This is a genomic window from Micromonospora sp. NBC_01739 (genome assembly GCF_035920385.1).
Classification (GTDB): Bacteria; Actinomycetota; Actinomycetes; order Mycobacteriales; family Micromonosporaceae; genus Micromonospora.
This window is the reverse complement of record NZ_CP109151.1, coordinates 1,457,570-1,478,111: the sequence shown is the minus strand read 5'-3', so window position 1 is coordinate 1,478,111 and position 20,542 is coordinate 1,457,570. Positions and strand designations below refer to the sequence as shown.

General features: G+C 71.8%; 3 protein-coding genes. All 3 read left to right on the top strand.

The window, feature by feature from the left end:
* Nucleotides 1–7 precede the first annotated feature (7 nt).
* The 3 genes from OIE53_RS06610 (at nucleotide 8) to OIE53_RS06600 (ending at nucleotide 20,537) form a co-directional block, all read left to right on the top strand.
* Nucleotides 8–1,819, top strand: a complete 1,812-nt coding sequence (locus OIE53_RS06610) for a non-ribosomal peptide synthetase (RefSeq protein ID WP_327025679.1) — start codon at nucleotides 8–10, stop codon at nucleotides 1,817–1,819.
* Nucleotides 1,820–1,960: 141 nt separating this feature from the next.
* On the top strand, nucleotides 1,961–6,769 hold the full coding sequence (locus OIE53_RS06605; protein WP_327027105.1) for a condensation domain-containing protein: 4,809 nt from the start codon (nucleotides 1,961–1,963) through the stop codon (nucleotides 6,767–6,769).
* Nucleotides 6,770–6,989: 220 nt separating this feature from the next.
* Complete coding sequence (locus OIE53_RS06600) at nucleotides 6,990–20,537, top strand: non-ribosomal peptide synthetase (protein WP_327025678.1); 13,548 nt, start codon at nucleotides 6,990–6,992, stop codon at nucleotides 20,535–20,537.
* The last annotated feature ends 5 nt before the right edge of the window (nucleotides 20,538–20,542 follow it).

The following is a 20,542-nucleotide window of genomic DNA, read 5'->3' as shown; positions in this document are numbered from 1 at the left end:
GACGACGATGACCAGTGCGCTGATCAACCACCGGGTGGCCGAACCCAGCGTCACGGCGGCACCGGACCTGCTCGATCGGCTGGCCGGGGTGCCGGCCGACCGGGTGGCCGTCGTCTGCGGCGACACCAGCCTCACCTTCGGGCAGCTACGGGAGCGGGTAGGTCTCGTCGCCGGCCGGTTGGCCGCCCGCGGGGTCGGTCCGGAGAGCGTCGTAGCCCTCTGCCTGCCCCGGGGGGTCGACCTGGTGGCGGCCCTGCTCGGCACCCTGACGGCGGGCGCGGCGTACCTGCCGGTCGACCCGCAACTGCCGGTCGACCGGCGCCGCTACCTCGTCGACGACGCCCGCGCCGACCTGCTGATCGTCGACGGGGACACCGAGCCCCTCACCGCGCAGACCCCGCAGGTGTCCCTGGCGGCGCTGACCACCGACGAGGACGCTCCGGCCGCCGGGTACGGGCCCGTGCCGGTCGGCCCGGACACCCTGGCGTACGTCATCTACACCTCCGGCTCCACCGGCCGCCCCAAGGGCGTCGAGATCAGCCGGGGCGCGCTCGCGTCGTTGCTGGCCGAACTGGAGTCCACCGGGGTGGTACGCCCCGGTCCCGGCACGGTCGGCTGGAACGCCTCGCCCTCCTTCGACGCCTCCGTGCAGCAGTGGATCCGCCTGTGCCGGGGCGACACCGTGGTGGTGCTCGACGAGCAGACCCGCACCGACCCGGCCCTGCTGGGCGCCCTCGTCGAGCGGCATCCCCTCACCGACCTGGACATCACCCCCTCGCACCTGGAGACGCTGCTGGAACACCTGGCCGCCTCCCCGCGCGGGGCCGAGGGCCGGCCGCTGACCCTGATCGTGGGTGGCGAACCGATCAGCCCGACCCTGTGGGGTCGCCTCGGTGAGCTGGTCGACGCCGGGATCCTGCGGGCGGTCAACGCGTACGGGCCGACCGAGTGCACGGTCGACGCCACCGTCGGCCGGATCACCTCGGACCAGGCCCCGCACATCGGCACCGTCCTGCCCGGCCTGCGGCTGCGGGTGCTCGACGACACCCTGACCCCGGTCGCCCCCGGTGAGGCCGGGGAGCTCTACCTGGCCGGTTCGCGGGTCGGTCGCGGCTACCGTCGCCGCCCCGGCCTGACCGCCGAACGGTTCGTCGCCGACCTCGACTCCGATGACGGCACCCGGATGTACCGCACCGGGGACCGCTGCCGGCAACTGCCCGACGGCCGGCTGGAGTTCCTCGGCCGGGTCGACAGCCAGGTGAAGGTACGCGGCCACCGGATGGAACTGGGCGAGATCGAGTCGGTGCTGGGGGCCCACCCGGCGGTGGCCGAGACGGCAGTGCTGGTTCGCGAGGAGGACGGGCAACTGCTCGTCGCCTACTACCGGCAGTCCGCGCCGGTGGAGGCCGCGGCCCTGCGGGAGTGGACGGCGCGGAGCCTGCCCGGGTACATGGTGCCGGGGGCGTTCGTCAGCGTCGAGCACTTCCCGAGGACCAACAGCGGCAAGCTGGACCGCGCTGCCCTGCCGGCCCCCGCGCCGGGGGCCGCACCGCAGGTGCCCGCCGAGTCCGCCCCGACCGGCCGGGTGGAGGAACTCATCGCCCAGGTCTGGTCCCAGGTGCTGCGGCAGCCCTCGATCAGCGCCGAGGACAACTTCTTCAAGCTCGGCGGTCACTCCCTGCTGGCGATCAAACTGGTCGCCCAGGTCCGCGCGGAGCTGGGCCTGGCCCTGCCCATCCGGGCGGTCTACGAGAACCCGCGACTGCGGGACCTGGCCCGGGCCATCGAAGCCCGGCTGGAGCCGTCGGCCTCGGCCTGACCGGCACGTACCACCGGCGTGCGAGCTGACCTAGGGCAGCTCGCACGCCGATCCCCATCCGGACCCTGACTTTCGTGAGTACCACGGCTGCGCGGCGGTAGTCGGGTCGTGGCCGAGCAGGAGGAGTTCCCCGTGATTCCGATGTCGTACGCGCAACGCCGGTTGTGGTTCCTGAACCGGTTGGAAGGCCCCTCGTCGACCTACAACGCGCCGGTGGTGCTGGCCCTGTCCGGGGTACCGGACCCCGAGGTGCTGGCGGCGGCGCTCACCGATGTGGTCGACCGGCACGAGGTGCTGCGTACCGTCTTCGCGCTGGCCGACGGCGAGCCGGTGCAGCGGGTCCTGCCCACGGCCACGGTCGCGGTCCCGGTCCGGCGGTGCCCGCCGGAAGAGGTCGACGCGGAGGTCAGGCGCTTCTGCACCAGCACCTTCGACCTGGCCGCCGAACAGTCCCCGCTGCGGGTCCGGCTGTTCGTCGGCGGGCCCGAGGAGTCCGTGCTGGTGCTGCTGCTGCACCACATCGCCACCGACGGGGCCTCGATCGCCCCGCTGCTGCGGGACCTGGCCACCGCGTACCGGGCCCGGCTGGGCGGTGCCGCCCCGGACTGGGAGCCCCTGCCGGTGCAGTACGCCGACTACACCCTCTGGCAGCGGGAACTGCTGGGGGAGGTGGAGGACCCGGACAGCGAACTGTCCAGGTCACTGGCCTGGTGGCGGGAGAACCTGGCCGGTTCCCCCTCGGCGCTGCCCCTGCCCTTCGACCGGCCCCGCGCGACCGGGGCCTCCGGGCGCGGCGGCACGGTCACCGGCCTGCTCGACGCCGACACCCACCGCCGCCTGGTGGACCTCTCCCGGGCCCAGCGGGCCAGCACCTTCATGACCATGCAGGCCGCCCTGGCCGCCGCCCTGACCCGCATCGGGGCCGGCACCGACGTGCCGATCGGTGCCCCGGTGGCCGGCCGCTCCGACGAGGCCCTGCACGATCTCGTCGGCTTCTTCGCCAACTCGGTCGTGCTGCGCACCGACGTCTCCGGTGACCCGACCTTCCTCGACCTGCTGGCCCGGGTACGCGACACGGACCTGGCCGGGTACGCCCACGAGGAGGTGCCGTTCGACCTGGTGGTGGAGCAGCTCAACCCGGTCCGGGCGCCGGGACAGCACCCGTTCTTCCAGGTGATGCTGACCGTCGGTACGCACACCCCGACCGAGCTGCGCCTGGGTGACCTGCCTGCCCGGACCCTCCCGGTCGACCTGGGGGTGGCCAAGTTCGACCTGACGGTCTACTGCACGGAGTTGCGTGACTCCGACGGCACACCGACCGGTGTGCAGGTGGAGTTCCAGTACCCGGTGGACCTGTTCGACCGGGCCACGGTGGAGTCGATGCTCGCGGTCTACCTGCGGCTGCTGCGGGCCGTGGCCCTCGCCCCGAGCAGCACCGTCGGTGCCCTCGACGTCGTCACCGACACCGAACGCGCCGGGTTCGCCGAGCGGATCGCCCGGGCCGAGACCACAGGGGTACGCCGGCCGGACCTGCCGGACGACGGGCCGGTCAGCCTGCGGGAGGAGATCCTCTGCGGCCTGTTCGCCGCCGCACTGGGGGTGGAGCGCATCGGGCGCAACGACAGCTTCTTCCGCCGGGGCGGGCACTCCCTGCTCGCCATCAAACTGGTCAACCGGGTCCGGGCGGTGCTGGGGGTGGAGGTCGGGCTGCGGGACTTCTTCCTGGACCCCACGGTGGCCGGGCTGGACCGCCGGATCGGGACCCTGGCCGGGGCCGGGGCGCGCCCCCCGCTGACCCCTGCGGTCCGGCCGGACCTGCTGCCGCTGTCGTACGCGCAACGCCGGTTGTGGTTCCTCGACGAGATGGGCGGGGCCAGCCGGATGTACAACATCCCGGTGGTGCTGCGCCTGCACCGGCCGCTGCAACCGTCAGCGCTGGCCGAGGCGGTCCGCGACGTGGCGGATCGGCACGAGGTGCTGCGGACCGTGTACGCGGTCATCGACGGTGAGCCCTGCCAGGTGGTGCTGGACCGGGCCGAACCCGAGGTGACCGTGCTGGACGTGCCGGCCGCCGACCTGCCGGGGGTGATCGACGGGGTGACCGGGCACGTCTTCGACCTCGGTACCCAGATCCCGCTGCGGGTGTGGCTGCTGCGCTGTGACGACGGCGGTCAACTGCTGGTGGTCCTGGTGCACCACATCGCCGGTGACGGCTGGTCGACCGGGCCGTTGCTGCGGGACCTCGCCGTGGCCTACGAGGCGCGGCTGGCCGGTACCGCACCGGGCTGGACGCCGCTGCCGGTGCAGTACGCCGACTACACGCTCTGGCAGCGTGATCTGCTCGGCGGTGCCGGAAATCCGGACAGCGCGCTGGCCCGGCAGCTCGACTTCTGGTGCACCACGCTCGCCGGTGCACCGCAGGTCCTCGACCTGCCCGCCGACCGGCCCCGACCGGCCCAGGCGAGCCACCGCGGTGATGTGGTGCCGTTCGGAATGGACGGGGATCTGCACCGTGCGGTGCTGCGTACGGCGCGCGACAGTGGCACGACCGTGTTCATGGTGTTGCAGGCCGCGTTCGCCGCCCTGCTGTCCCGGATGGGCTCCGGCACCGACATCCCCATCGGCACCGTCGTCGCCGGACGCACCGACGAAGCCCTCGACAACCTCGTCGGCTTCTTCGTCAACACCCTCGTCCTGCGTACTGACGTCGCCGGCAACCCCACCTTCGCCGAGCTGCTCGCCCGGGTCCGCGACACCGACCTCGCCGCCTACGACAACCAGGACCTCCCCTTCGAACGCCTCGTCGAGGAACTCAACCCGAACCGGTCCACCGCACACCACCCGCTGGTCCAGGTCACCCTGGTCCTGCAGAACACCGGCAGCGCGCAGAACGGTGCGGCCGGGCCGAGCGCGCTGGCCGGCACGGAGGTCCCGTTCGCCACCGGCACCGCTAAGTTCGACCTCACCCTGGGAATACGGGAGGAGTTCGACGGGGGTGCGCCCAAGGGCCTCAAGGGTGCGCTGGAGTACGCCGCCGACCTGTTCGACCCGGCCACGGCGCAGTTGCTGGCCGACCGTTTCGTCCAGCTGCTACGTGCGGTGACGGCGGACCCCGGCGCCCGGATCGACGACCTCGACGTCCTCACCCCCGCCGAGCGCCGGCGCTACGGCTCCGCGGCCGACCACGGCTGCCGGGCCGAGTCGGTCGGGCTCGCCGACCTGGTCGCGAGGCACGCCGCCGACAACCCGCAGGCCCTCGCGGTGGTGTCCGGGTCCGACCGGATCCGGTACGCCGAACTGGACGCCGACGCCGACCGGCTCGCCGCGCACCTGGCCGCGCGCGGCGTACGTCGGGGGGACACCGTCGGTGTGCTCCTGGAGGCGGGTCCGACGTTGGCGGTGGCCGTTCTCGCCGCGCTGCGGGCCGGGGCGACGTACCTGCCGCTCGACCCGGCGGCACCCGATGACAGGCTGGCCGCCCACATCCGTACGGTCGTGCTCGCCGCGGTGGTGACCACGTCGGACCAGGCCACCCGGCTGGCCGGGCTGCGGGTCGGCCGTACGGTGCTGACCGACGTGGATGGTTGGCGTGAGCGGTCGGCCGCCCCACCGCCCGGGCCACGCGACCCCGGCGATGGGGCTGTCGTACTGGTGGTCGATGACGCGGACGGGCCGCGTGCGGTGCGGTACCCGCATCGGGCCCTGGTCGGCGCGGCACGACGGGTCGGCCTCGACACCGACGCCGCTCAGGTCTGGCTGGGGTGGGCCGCGCCGGCCGGTGGCGAGTTCCTGATGCCGCTGTGGTCCGCGTTGAGCACCGGAGCCACCTGCATGCTGCCGACACCGGCCCCGCCGTCCGCCGCCCGGCTGGCGCGGCTGGTCGCCGAGCAGGGCGTCACCAGCCTCACGGTCACCGCGGAGCTGTTCGCGCTGCTCGTCGAGGAACACCCGCAGGTGCTGGCCCGGCTACGGCAGATCCTCGTCACCGGTCGTACGGCGGCGGCCCACCTGGCCCTGGCCCGAGATCGTCATCCCACGCTGCGCCTGGTGCACGGGTACGGCGGCGTCGAGGGCGGATGGTGGGCGCTGGGCCGGGTGGTCGACACACCCCCGGCCGTCCCGGATGTGCCGGTGGCTCAGGACGGGCTGCGCTGTCACGTCCTCGACGATCGACTGCGGCCGGTGCCCGCCGGGGTCCGGGGCGAGCTGTTCCTGTGCGGTCCCGGACTCACCGACGGTTACCCGGACCGACCCGGTGCCACCGCCGCCCGCTTCGTCGCCGATGCGGGTGGTGGCCGGATGTTCGCCACCGGCACCTCGGCGAGTTGGTCCGCCGAGGGTGGTCTGCGGGTGCACGGGCCGGTCGCCGCGCCGACCTGCAACGGGGTGCCGGTCGACCCGGAGCGGGTGAGTGCGGCGTTGATCAGTCATCCGTCGGTGCGCTGGGCGGTGGTGTCCGTCCGGGCAGCCGCCGAGGGTGGCGAGCAGTTGGTGGCGTACGTCGTGCCGACGACGTCGTCGGTCGATGTCGCGCAGGTGCGGCGGCATGTCGCGCAGCTTCTGCCGGAGCACCTGGTGCCCGCGCGGGTCGTGGTGTTGACGACGGTTCCGCTCACCGGAGACGGTCGGCTCGATCAGCGTGCGCTGCCCGACCCGGAGGACACCGGTGCCGGGAAGGCCGCCCGGGATCCGCGCGAGGAGGTGCTGCGGGACATCTTCTCGGAGTTGCTCGGTGGGCGCCCGGTCGGTCTCGACGACAACTTCTTCCGCATCGGCGGGCACTCGCTGCTGGCGGTGCGACTGGTCAACCGGATTCGGTCGACCTTGTCGGTCGAGGTGACGATCCGGGACGTGTTCCAGGCGCCGACCGTGGCGGCGCTCGTGGAACGGCTGACGGCCACCGTGACGCCGGCCCGGCCGACCCTGCGCCGTCGGGCCGGCGTGCGGTAGACCTGCTCCGGCGGCGGGAGCATCCTGCCGCGCCGACTGCCGCTGCCCCGGTGGTGTGCTGACTAGCCTGATGTCAGCGCACCGCCGGGGCTTTTCCCTTCCGGCGGGCCCTCTCCGCCGGCAGTCGACGGCCGGACGCGGCACCAGTTCCGTCCACTTTGGAGTTAGACACGCGACCGTCCGGGGCTCACCCCGTCCGCATACCGCAGGAGGAAGTGCAATGCCATCGATCGACTACGCGGAACCGGTTGTCCAGGCCGGGCCGGGCCGCGACGACCGCCGGGCGAGCACGGTCCTCAACGGCGGGCCGCTCACCGGGCCGGTCGTCGGCGTGTCGCAGGCGTTCGCCCAGCGGGTCGCCGCCGACCCGGACCGCCCGGCCCTGGTCGCCGGGGCGACCCGCCTCAGCTACGCGGAGTTGGACGCGGCCGTCGCACTGCGCGCCGAACTGTTGCACGCCGAGGGTGCCGGACCTGGCCGACTGGTGACCGTCTGCCGGGCCCGCAGTGTGGAGGCGATCGTCTCGGTCCTGGCCGTGTTGCGTACCGGGGCCGCGTACCTGCCGCTGGATCCGGCCGCGCCGGCCGCCCGCAACGAGGCGATCCTCGCCGACGCCTGCGCGGGGGCGCCGCCGGCCCTGGCCCAGGTGATCGCGCAGGGCGAGGTGGTGCTCAGCGGGGCAGGCGTGCCAGTCGGTACGGCCTACGTCATCTACACCTCCGGTTCCACCGGAACGCCCAACGGCGTCCTCGTCGGACAGGCCGCCCTGGCACACTTCGTCGCCGCAGCGACCTGCCGGTACGGTGTCACCGCCGACGACCGGATGCTCCAGTTCGCCCCCCTGCACTTCGACGCCAGCGTCGAGGAGATCTTCCTGACCCTCACCGCCGGCGGCACACTCGTGCTGCGCGACGACGACATGCTCGACGTACCGGCGCTGCTGGCCGGTTGTGTCCGCCACGGAATCACCGTTCTGGACCTGCCGACGGCGTACTGGCACGAGCTGGCGTACGCGCTCGCCACCGGGGTCGCCGAGCTGCCGCCGGCCATCCAGACCGTGATCATCGGTGGTGAGGCGGCGCTACCCGAGCGGGTGGCCCGCTGGCGGCAGGCCGTCGGCGACCGGGTACGGCTGCTCAACACGTACGGGCCGACCGAGGCGACCGTGGTGGCGACGGTGGCCGACCTGTCCGGGCACGACGACGCCGACGAGGTACCGATCGGGCTGCCCCTGCCCGGGGTGCGGGCGGCCGTCGTCGACGGTGAGCTGTGGCTGCTCGGCGGCGCGCTCGCTGACGGTTATCTGGGTCGTCCGGAATTGACCGCTGACCGGTTCACCACCCTCGGCGGGCAGCCCGCCTACCGCACGGGTGACCGGGTCCGGGTCCGGGAGGACGGTCAACTGGACTACCTGGGCCGGCTGGACGACGAAGTCAAGATCAACGGGCACCGGATCGATCCGGCGGCCGTCGAGTCGGTCCTGCTCGGCCTCGACGGGGTACGCGAATGCGCCGTCGTCGCCCAGGACCTCGGCAACGGCATGAAGCGCCTGGTGGCGTACGTGGCCGGCACGGTCAGCGCAGACGAGGTCCGCGGCTATCTCGCGCAGCGGCTGCCCGCCGCGGCGGTGCCCGGCGTGGTCCGGCTCGTGGGTGCCCTGCCCCGCAGCAGCACCGGCAAGATCGACCGGGGCACGCTGCGGGCCACCCCGGCGTCCGGGCCGGGTGGCCCCACCGCCGCCGAGCCGTACGCCGGCTCGGGGTCGGCCGAGTACCGGCCCGAGCCGGGCGAGGAACTCATCCCGCTGTCCTACTCCCAGCACCGGCTGTGGTTCCTCCACGCCATGGAGGGCCCGACGGCGACGTACAACATGCCGCTGGTGATCGAACTGGACGGGGTGCCGGACCAGCAGGCGCTGGCAGCTGCGCTGACCGACCTGGCGACCCGGCACGAGGTGCTGCGCACCGTGTACCCCTCGGTCGACGGCACGCCCGTCCAGCGGATCCTCGACGACCCCGGCTCCCGGCTGCTGGTCGTGCAGGACTGCCATGGCGACGACGTCGACACCCGGGTGGCCGAGTTCATCGACGGTACCTTCGACATCGCGACGCAGCCGCCACTGCGGTCCCTGCTGCTCGTCGACACGCCGCAGCGCTCGGTGCTGGTGGTGCTGGTGCACCACATCGCCACCGACGGCTGGTCACTGGCCCCGATGCTGCGCGACCTGGAGATCGCCTACCGGGCCCGCCTGGCCGGAACGGAACCAGACTTCGAGCCGCTGCCCGTCCAGTACGCCGACTACGCCCTCTGGCAGCGGGAACTGCTCGGCGACGCCGACCAGCCGGAGAGCCTGATGGCCCGCCACCTGTCCTGGTGGCGCGAAACCCTCGCCGATCTGCCGGCCGTGCTCGACCTGCCACTGGACCGGCCCCGCCCGGTCGAATTCGGCCACCGGGGCGCCTCGCTGTGCGCGGTCCTCGACGCCGACACCCACCAGCGCCTGCGCAACCTCGGCGACACCCACCAGGCCAGCGCGTTCATGCTCCTCCACGCCGCGCTCGCGGCCACCCTCACCCGGCTCGGCGTCGGCCCTGACGTGCCGGTCGGTACCCCCGTCGCCGGACGCGGCGACGAGGCGCTGCACGACCTCATCGGCTTCTTCGTCAACACCGCCGTGCTGCGCACCGACCTCTCCGACGACCCCAGCTTCGCCGACCTGGTCGTCCGGGTACGCGACAACAATCTCGCCGCGTACGCGCACGCCGAGGTCCCGTTCGACCTGCTGGTGGAGCGACTCAACCCGGTCCGGTCGCTGGCGCACCATCCGTTCTTCCAGGTGATGCTGACCGTCAACACGTCCACCCCGGACCAGCTGCGGATCTTCGACCTCGACGGCCGGATCGCCCCGGCCGGCCTCGACACCGCCAAGTTCGACCTCAGCTTCTCCTGCATCGCCACCGCCGACGACGCCGAGGTCGAGATCTGGCTCCAGTACGACGTGGACCTGTTCGACGCCGACACCGCGGCCCTGATGCTGGAGACGTACCTGCGGCTGCTGCGGGCCGCCGCCACCGACCCGAGCACGCCGGTCAGCGCCCTCGACGTGCTCACCGACGCCGAGCAGGCGGGCCTGGACGAGCGGCGCCGCGCCGCCCGTACCCGCCCGGTCGCGGTCCCCGCATTCGTCGGCGGGCACGACGGCTCTCCCCGTACCGCTGTCCTGTGTGACCTGTTCGCCGAGGTGTTGAGCCTGCCCACGGTGGCCCCGGGCGACGACTTCTTCGCCCTCGGTGGGCACTCCATGCTCGCGATCCGGCTGGTCAACCGGATCCGGTCGGTACTCGATGTCGAGGTCGGCATCCGCGACATCTTCCTCGCCCCCTCCCCTGCCGCGCTGGGTCACCGGATCGGGGAGCTGACCGTTCGGGACCGGCTCGCGCTGGTGGCCGCGGCGTTGACCGAGCGGGTGCCGTTGTCGTACGCGCAGCACCGGCTGTGGTTCATCAACGAGCTCAACGGCCCGAGCGCCATCTACAACATCCCCGTCGCGATACAACTCGACAACGACCTCGACGCGGAGGTCCTGGCCGCCGCCCTGGCCGATGTCATCCACCGCCAGGAGGCGCTGCGTACCGTCTTCCGCACCGTCGACGGCGAGCCCTACCAGGTCGTCCTCGACAACCCCGCTTCAGGGCTGACCGTCCTCGACCTCACCGCCGACGAGGTACCCGCAGCTGTCGAAGCCGCCGTCGGACATGTCTTCGACCTGAGTGCCGACCCGATGCTGAAGACCTGGCTGCTGCGCCCCGCCGACGCCGCCCAGGTGTTGGTCGTGGTCCTGCACCACATCGCCGGGGACGGCTCCTCCATGGCCCCCCTGCTGCGTGACATCACCACCGCCTACCAGGCCCGCCTGGCAGGCCACACACCCGACTGGACCCCACTGCCGGTCAGCTACACCGACTACACCCTCTGGCAACGCGACCTCCTCGGCGACGCCGAGGACCCCGACAGCCTGCTGAACCGGCAGTTGACCTTCTGGCGGGAGACGTTGACCGGGGCCCCCCAGGTCATCGACCTGCCCGCCGACCGGCCCCGACCGGCCCAGGCGAGCCACCGCGGGGGTGCGGTGCCGTTCCGGCTCGACGCGGACATGCACCGGGCGGTGCTGCGACTCGTCAATGACAGTGGCACGACCATCTTCATGGTGATGCAGGCCGCGTTCGCCGCCCTGCTGTCCCGGATGGGCTCCGGCACCGACATCCCCATCGGCACCGTCGTCGCCGGACGCACCGACGAAGCCCTCGACAACCTCGTCGGCTTCTTCGTCAACACCCTCGTCCTACGCACCAACCTCACCGGCAACCCCACCTTCACCGAACTCCTCACCCGCGTCCGCGACACCGACCTCGCCGCCTACGACAACCAGGACCTCCCCTTCGAACGCCTCGTCGAAGAACTCAACCCCACCCGCACCACCGCACACCACCCCCTGTTCCAGATCATGCTGATGGTCGGCAACACCGCCCAGCCCGATCCCGACGGATCGCCCTTCACCGGTACGGAGATCCCCTTCGACATCGGCACCGTCAAGTTCGATCTGACCCTCTCCATCCGCGAGGGGGTGGACACCAGCGGTGCCCCCGCCGGACTGAACGGCTCCCTCGAGTACGCCACCGACCTGTTCGACGAGCACACCGCCGCGATGCTGGCCGACCGGTTCGCCCGGCTACTGACCGCCGCCGTGGCCGACCCGCGCCAGCGCGTCAGCGAGTTCGACCTGCTCAGCGACGAGGAGCGTGACCAGATCCTCGTCGCCTACAACGACACCACCGTCCCGCCCGCCCGGGGCTGCGTCCACGAAGCCTTCCAGGAGCAGGCCCGGCGCACCCCCGACCACACCGCCATCACCTTCGGCGAACAACAACTCACCTACGCCGAAGTGAACCGACGCGCCAACAGGCTGGCCCACCGACTCGTCGCGGCCGGCGTCACACCACAATCCACCGTCGGCGTCCTCATGCACCGCGGCGCCGACCTCATCATCGCCAGCCTCGCCGTACTCAAGTGCGGAGCCGCCTACGTACCGGTCGGCACCACCCTGCCACCGGCCCGCGTCCGCACCATCATGACCGACGCGAACGCCCCCGTACTCCTGGTCGACAGTCACGCCACCACCAACCCCGCACTAGCCGAAGAACACGCCCACGGCACCGTCATCGTCCCCTTCGACAACCCGACCGATGATCAGACCGGCAGTCGCGATGACGACCTGAACCTGCCCCTGGACGACCGCTCCCTGATGTACGTCATGTTCACCTCCGGCTCCACCGGCCGACCCAAGGGCGTGGGCGTCACCCACCACAACGTCCGCGAACTCGTCAACGACCGCTGCTGGAACGCCGCACACCACCGACGGATGCTGGTGCACTCCAACTACGGCTTCGACTCCTCCACCTACGAGATGTGGGTGCCGCTGCTGCTCGGCGGGGAACTCGTCATCGCCCCCGGGGAAGGCGCCGACCTGGCGGAGATCGCCCGCACCATCACCCGGTACGACGTCACCGCCGCCTACTTCACCATGGGTCTGTTCCACATCATGGCCGACGAGGGGCTGGACACCCTGGCCCGGCTGAAGGAGGTCTGGACCGGAGGTGACGTGGCCTCCCCCGCCGCCGTCGCCCGGGTGCTGGCACACTGCCCGGACACGGTGCTGGTGCACAGCTACGGCCCGACCGAGGTCACCTTCGCCTCCCACCAGCAGCGGTTCGACACCGACCGGGGCGAGTTCGGCGGGGTGCACCTGGGCCGGCCGCTGGACAACAACCGCACGTACGTGCTCGACGAGCGGCTACGCCCGGTGCCCCTGGGCGGCACCGGTGAGCTGTACCTGGCCGGCGAGCAGGTCGCCCGCGGCTACCTCGGCCGGCCGGGACTGACCGCCGAACGCTTCGTCGCCGACCCGTTCGACCCGACCGGCGGCCGGATGTACCGCACCGGTGACCTCGTCGCCTGGAGCGGCCGGGGTGAGCTGCGCTTCATCGGCCGCGCCGATGGGCAGGTCAAACTTCGCGGCTTCCGCATCGAACTCGCCGAGATCGAGGCCACCATCACCGCGGACCCGGCCATCGGTCAGGTCGCCGTGATCGTCCGCGAGGACCGGCCCGGCGACAAGCGGCTCGTCGCGTACATCGCGCCCGCTCACGGGGCAGCCGCCCGGCCCGACGCCGACTGGGAGGCGGCCGTGCGGCAACGAACCGCGCGGACCCTGCCCGACTACATGGTCCCCTCGGCGGTGGTGGTCCTCGATCAGCTACCGGTCACCGTCAACGGCAAACTCGACCGCCGCGCCCTGCCCGCCCCCCAGCAGCAGCAGCGCGTCGGACGCGCCGCCCGCACCCCGAACGAAGAGCTCATGTGCGACCTGTTCGCCGAGGTCCTCGGAGTTCCCACGGTCGGCATCGACGACGGCTTCTTCACTCTCGGCGGGCACTCACTGCTCGCCACCAAACTGGTGAACCGGATCCGGGCGGTCTTCGCGGCGGAGATCGGGGTCCGGGACGTCTTCGGAACGCCGACCCCGCTGGGACTTCTCGACCGGATCCGTGAGCTGGCGGGTACGCCCGTGCGGCCTGCGCTGGTGGCATTCGCACCGGATGGCCCGGTGCCGTTGTCCTACGCGCAGCGCCGTCTCTGGTTCCTCGGTGAACTCGACGGCCCGAGTGCGATCTACAACATCCCGGTCGCCATCCGCCTGGAGCAGGCAATCGATCCGGAGGTCCTGGCGGCGGCCCTCGCCGACGTCGTCGAACGGCAGGAGGTGCTGCGCACCGTCTACCAGGTCACCGACGGCGAGCCCCACCAGGTGGTTCTCGACGGGGTACGCCCCGAGGTGACCGTGCGGGACCTGACCCCCGACGAGGTGTCGGCGGCGGTCGAGGCGGCGGCCGGGCACGTCTTCGACCTGGCCACGCAGATCCCCGTACGGGTCTGGCTGCTGCGCCCGGCCGGTGCGCCCCAGGTGTTGGTGGTGGTCCTGCATCACATCGCCGGTGACGGTATGTCGATGGCACCGCTGCTGCGGGACCTGTCGACGGCCTACGCAGCGCGGACCGTGGGACAGCAACCGCAGTGGGCTCCCCTGCCGGTACGGTACGTCGACTACACCCTCTGGCAGCGGGATCTGCTCGGCGCGGCCGACGATCCGGACAGCCTCCTGGCCCGGCAGCTCGACTTCTGGCGGCACACCCTGGCCGACGCACCGCAGGTGCTGGAGTTGCCCGCCGACCGGCCCCGCCCGGCGCGGGCCAGTCACCAGGGCGACGGCGTGCCGTTCACCGTGGACCCGGCCGCCCATGCCGCGCTGCGGCAGGTGGCCCGTGCCGCCGGCACGTCGATGTTCATGGTGATGCAGGCCGCCTTCGCGGTACTGCTGTCCCGGATGGGCTCCGGCACCGACATCCCCATCGGCACCGTGGTGGCGGGTCGGGACGACGAGGCCCTCGACGACCTGGTCGGCTTCTTCGTCAACACCCTCGTGCTGCGGACCGATGTCTCCGGTGACCCCACCTTCACCGAACTGCTGGCCCGGGTTCGGGAGACCGACCTGGCCGCATACGAGCACCAGGACATTCCCTTCGAGCGTCTCGTCGAGGAGCTCAACCCGGCCCGCACCACCGCACATCACCCGCTGTTCCAGGTGATGCTGATGGTCCGCAACGCCGTCGGGGCCGATGCCGAGGGATCCCCGTTCGCCGGCACCGAGGTCGGGTTCGAGGTGGGCACGGTCAAGTTCGACCTGACCCTCTCCGTCGCCGAACGGCAGGACCCCACCGGCGCTCCCGACGGGATGGACGGCCTCCTCGAGTACGCCTCCGACCTGTTCGACACCGAGACGGTCCACGACCTCTGCGCCACCTTCACCCGGCTGCTCGGCGCACTCGCCACCGAACCCGACGCCACCGTCGGACGGCACGACCTGCTCACCGCCGACCAGCGGCACACTCTGCTGAACACCTTCAACGACGCCGGGGTTTCCGCACCGGACCTGCGGGTCACCGAGGTGTTCGCCCACCAGGTCGCCGCCGGCCCGGACCGGATCGCGCTGATCGACGGCGACACCCGGATGACGTACGCCGAACTCGACCTCGCCGCCGACCGGCTCGCCCGGCATCTCGTGACGGTCGGCGTACGGCGCGGGGACATCGTCGGTGTGCTGCTGGAGCGTGGCCTGCCGATGGCCGTCGCCGTCCTCGCCACGCTGCGCGCCGGTGCCGCGTACGCCCTACTCGATCCGGAGTTTCCGGATGCCCGGCTGACCGCCCTGGCCGACGACGCCGCGCCAGCCGCGCTGGTCACCGCGAACGACCTGGCCGGTCGGCTCGGCACCGCGCGTCCCGCAGTCACCGTGCTGGTCGACGAGGCGGGCGCCGTCCCCGGTGCGCCACCGGCGGATGTGCCCGCCCTACCTGCCGGCGACCCCGGCGACCCGGCCTGCATCATGTTCACCTCCGGCTCCACCGGAACGCCCAAGGGGGCGCTCGCGTCCCACCGGGCTATCGTCGGAACCCTCACCGGGCAGGACTTCGTCGACTTCGGACCGGATCAGGTGTGGTTGCAGAGCGCGCCGGTCTCCTGGGACGCGTTCGCGCTGGACTTCTGGGGCCCGCTGCTGCACGGCGCCAGCTGCGTGCTGCACCCCGGCCAGCGGCCGGAGCCGGCCCGGATCGCCGAACTGGTCACCCGCCACGGGATCACCACCCTGTGGCTGTCGGCCGGGCTGTTCAACGTCATGCTCGACGAATACCCCGACACGCTCGCCGCCGTCGGGCAGGTGATGACCGGTGGTGAGGCGCCCTCGGTGGAGCACCTGGCCCGGGCCCGCCGCCTGCTGCCCCGACAGCGCCTGATCCACGCTTACGGGCCGGTGGAGAGCATGATCTTCACCAACTGCCACCAGGTCCAGGCACCGCCGGACCATGCGCCGGTCCCGGTCGGTGCGCCACTGGTCAACCGCGCCTGCTACATCCTTGACGATGAGCTGCGGCCGGTCCCGGTCGGGGTCACCGGCGAGATCTATGTCGCCGGTACCGGGCTGGCCGACGGGTACCTGCGCCAGACCGCGCTGACCGCCGAGCGCTTCGTCGCCAACCCGTTCGATCCGGCCGGCGCCCGGATGTACCGCACCGGCGACCTGGCCCGCTGGACCCGTGACGGCGCGGTGGCGATCGTCGGACGGGCCGACGACCAGGTCAAGATCCGAGGATTCCGAATCGAGCCCGGTGAGATCGCGGCGGTGCTCGCCCGACAGCCCGGCGTCGGCGGGGTGGCCGTCATCGTCCGTGAGGACCGGCCCGGCGACAAACGGCTCGTGGCGTACCTGACGCCCGCTGCGGAGGGGTCGGAGCTGGACGAGGCCGAGCTGCGCCGCGCCGCCGCCGAGACACTCCCCGCCCATCTGGTGCCGGCCGCCTTCGTGATGCTGGAGCGGCTGCCGCTGGCCGCCAACGGCAAACTCGACCGTCGCGCCCTGCCCGCACCGGAATACGGCCAAAGCACCGGACGGGCCCCCCGCACTCCCAACGAACACCTCATGTGCGACCTGTTCGCCGAGGCCCTGGGCGTCCCCGCAGTCGGCGTCGACGACGGCTTCTTCGACCTCGGCGGACACTCACTGCTCGCCACCAAACTGGTGAACCGGATCCGGGTGGTCTTCCGCACCGAGATCGGGGTGCGGGACGTGTTCGGAGCTCCGACCCCGGCCGGACTGCTGCACCGCATCCGGGAGCTGGCCGGCACGCCCGTACGGCCCGCGCTGGTGGCAACCGAGTCGACCGGTCCGGTGCCGCTGTCGTACGCCCAGCACCGGCTCTGGTTCATCAACGAACTCAACGGCCCCAGCGCTGTCTACAACATCCCCGTCGCCCTCCAACTGGACCACGACCTCGACGCGGACGTCCTGGCCGCCGCCCTGACCGACGTCCTGCACCGCCAGGACGCCTTGCGTACGGTGTTCCGCACCATCGACGGCGAACCCCACCAGGTCATCCTCGATGACCCCGGACCAGGACTGACCGTTGGGGACCTCACCCCCGACCAGCTACCCGCGGCCGTCGAGGCCGCTGTCGGACACGTCTTCGACCTCAGCACCGATCCGATGCTGAAGACCTGGCTCCTCCGACCCGCCGGCGCTGCCCAGGTGCTGGTCGTCGTCCTCCACCACATCGCCGGCGACGGCGCCTCCATGGCGCCCCTGCTGCGCGACCTCACCATCGCCTACCAGGCCCGCGCCGCCGGCCACGCACCCGACTGGACTCCGCTGCCGGTCAGCTACACCGACTACACCCGCTGGCAACGCGATCTCCTCGGCGACGCGAACGCCCCCGACAGCCTGCTCGCCGGGCAACTCGACTACTGGCGCACCACCCTCGCCGACGCGCCGCAGGTACTGGACCTCCCGGCCGACCGGCCGAGGCCGGCCCGTGCCAGCCACCGTGGCGACGCCGTCCGGTTCACCCTGGACGCGGCCGGCCATGCGGCGCTGCTGCGGGTGGCCCGCACCACCGGTACGTCGGTGTTCATGGTGTTGCAGGCCGCGTTCGCCGCCCTGCTGTCCCGGATGGGCTCCGGCACCGACATCCCCATCGGCACCGTCGTCGCCGGACGCACCGACGAAGCCCTCGACAACCTCGTCGGCTTCTTCGTCAACACCCTCGTCCTCCGCACCAACCTCACCGGCAACCCCACCTTCACCGAACTCCTCACCCGCGTCCGCGACACCGACCTCGCCGCCTACGACAACCAGGACCTCCCCTTCGAACGCCTCGTCGAAGAACTCAACCCCACCCGCACCACCGCACACCACCCCCTGTTCCAGATCATGCTGATGGTCAACAACACTGCTCCGACCGACACCACAGGTTCACCCTTCGCCGGCAGCGACGTCCCGTTGGCCATCGGTACCGTCAAGTTCGACCTGACCCTGTCCGTCGGTGAGCTGACCGACGCCACCGGCGCACCCGCCGGACTCGACGGCGCCCTCGAGTACGCCACCGACCTGTTCGACGAGCACACCGCCGCACTCCTCGCCGGACGACTCACCCGACTGCTGCACTCGGCCGTCGCCGACCCGCAACAGCGCGTCGGCGAACTGGACCTCCTCAGCGCCGAGGAACGCCACCAACTCCTCATCGCCTACAACGACACCACCGTCCCGCCCGCCCGAGGCTGCGTCCACGAAGCCTTCCAGGAGCAGGCCCGGCGCACCCCCGACCACATCGCCGTCACCTTCGGCGAGCAGCGGATCAGCTACGCCGAGCTGAACCGACGCGCCAACCTGCTGGCCCACCGTCTGATCGCGGCCGGCGTCACACCCCAGTCCACCGTCGGCGTCCTGATGCACCGGGGCGCGGACCTGATCGTGGCCAGCCTGGCGGTCCTCAAGTGCGGTGCGGCGTACGTGCCGGTCGGGACCACTCTCCCACCGGCCCGGGTACGCACGATCATGACGGACTCGGCGGCTCCGGTGCTGCTGGTCGACCGGCACGCCGAGACCAACCCGGCCCTGGACGCGGAGCGGAAGCACGGCACCGTGATCGTGCCCTTCGACGGTCCTACCGGTGGCCGCGACGACGACCCGGACCTGCCCCTGGACGATCGCTCCCTGATGTACGTCATGTTCACCTCCGGCTCCACCGGTCGACCCAAGGGCGTGGGTGTCACCCACCACAACGTCCGCGAACTCGTCAACGACCGCTGCTGGAACGCCGCACACCACCGGCGGATGCTGGTGCACTCCAACTACGGCTTCGACTCCTCCACCTACGAGATGTGGGTGCCGCTGCTGCTCGGCGGGGAACTCGTCATCGCCCCCGGGGAAGGCGCCGACCTGGCGGAACTAGCCGACACCATCACCCGGCACCAGATCACCGCCGCCTACTTCACCATGGGCCTGTTCCACATCATGGCCGACGAAGGACTCGACACCCTCGCCCGACTCGAAGAGGTCTGGACCGGCGGCGACACCGCCTCACCAGCCGCCATGCAACGAGTCCTCGACCACTGCCCCAACACGGTCGTCGTCCACAGCTACGGCCCCACCGAGGTCACCTTCGCCTCCCACCACCAGCGCTTCGACACCGACCGCAGCGAATTCCCCGGCATCCACCTGGGCCGTCCCCTCGACAACAACCGCACCTACGTCCTCGACGAACACCTCAACCCCGTACCCCCCGGCGCCACCGGCGAGCTCTATCTCGCCGGCGACCAGGTCGCCCGCGGCTACCTCGGACGGCCGGGGCTGACCGCCGAGCGCTTCGTCGCCGACCCGTACGACCCCGACGGCGCTCGCATGTACCGCACCGGCGACCTCGTCGCCTGGACCAGCCAGGGACGACTCCGCTTCATCGGTCGAGCCGACGGCCAGGTCAAGATCCGGGGCTTCCGCATCGAACCGGCCGAGATCGAAGCCACCATCGGCGAGAACCCCGGCATCGGGCAGGTCGCCGTCATCGTCCGCGAGGACCGGCCGGGCGACAAGCGACTCGTCGCCTACATCGTCCCCACCCAGGCGGCCTCGCCCCGCGACTGGGAGACGGCCGTACGTCAGCTCACCGCCCGCACCCTGCCCGACTTCATGGTGCCGAACGCGGTGGTGGTACTCGACCAACTCCCCGTCACCGCCAACGGCAAACTCGACCGCCGTGCCCTACCCGCCCCCCAGCAGGGACAGCGCAGCGGGCGAGCCCCCCGAACCCCCGACGAACACCTGATGTGCGGCCTGTTCGCCGAAGCCCTCGACGTCGCAGCGGTCAGCGTCGACGACAACTTCTTCGAACTCGGCGGGCACTCCCTGCTCGCCACCAAGCTGGTCAGCCGGATCCGCGACACCTTGGGTCTCGACATCCGGGTCCGCGACCTGTTCGACCGGCCGACCGTCGCCGGGCTGCTCGACGGGACGCGGCGCGGGGAGGCCTCCGAGGTCCTGGTGCCGCTGCAACCGTCCGGCGGACGCCGCCCGCTGTTCTGTGTCCACCCCGGCGCCGGCATGAGCTGGTCGTACGCCGGACTCGCCCGGCACCTCGGCCCGGATCAGCCGATCTACGGCCTGCAGACCCGGGCGCTGAGCCTGCCCGGTTACCGGGCCGCAGGAGTACCCGAGTTGGCCGAGGAGTACCTGGCGGAGATTCGTCGGGTGCAACCGCACGGCCCGTACCGGCTGCTCGGCTGGTCCTTCGGCGGGGTCGTCGCGCACGCGATGGCCACTGCGCTGCAACAGACCGGCGAAGAGGTCGAGCTGCTGGCCATGATGGACGCCTACCCGGTGTCCGTCGAGGAGGCGGCCCGGCCGCGCACCGAGCGCGAGACCATGCTGATGCTGCTCGGCGACGACGACGGAGAGACCGGTGAGCTGCCGGACGGGTTCCTCGACCGGTACGACCCGGCGGCGGTGGTCGAGGTCCTGCGCCGTCGCGACCCGGTGCTCGCCGGTTTCACCCCCGGCGAGGTCCACGCCCTGGTCCGGGCCGCCGTCAACCACTCCGACATCATGGCCGCGTACCGGCCCGGGGTGGTCGCCGGTGACCTGTTGTTCTTCTCCGCCAGCCGGGCCGGCGTGGCCGACGGTCCGGCCCCGAAGCTGTGGGAGCCGCACATCAGCGGCGCCGTCGAATGGCACGACATAGCCACCACTCATCTTCGGATGACCGAACGGGAACCACTCGCGGAAATCGGCGGGACGCTCGCCGCGAAACTTGCCGAAATGGCATGAGACAC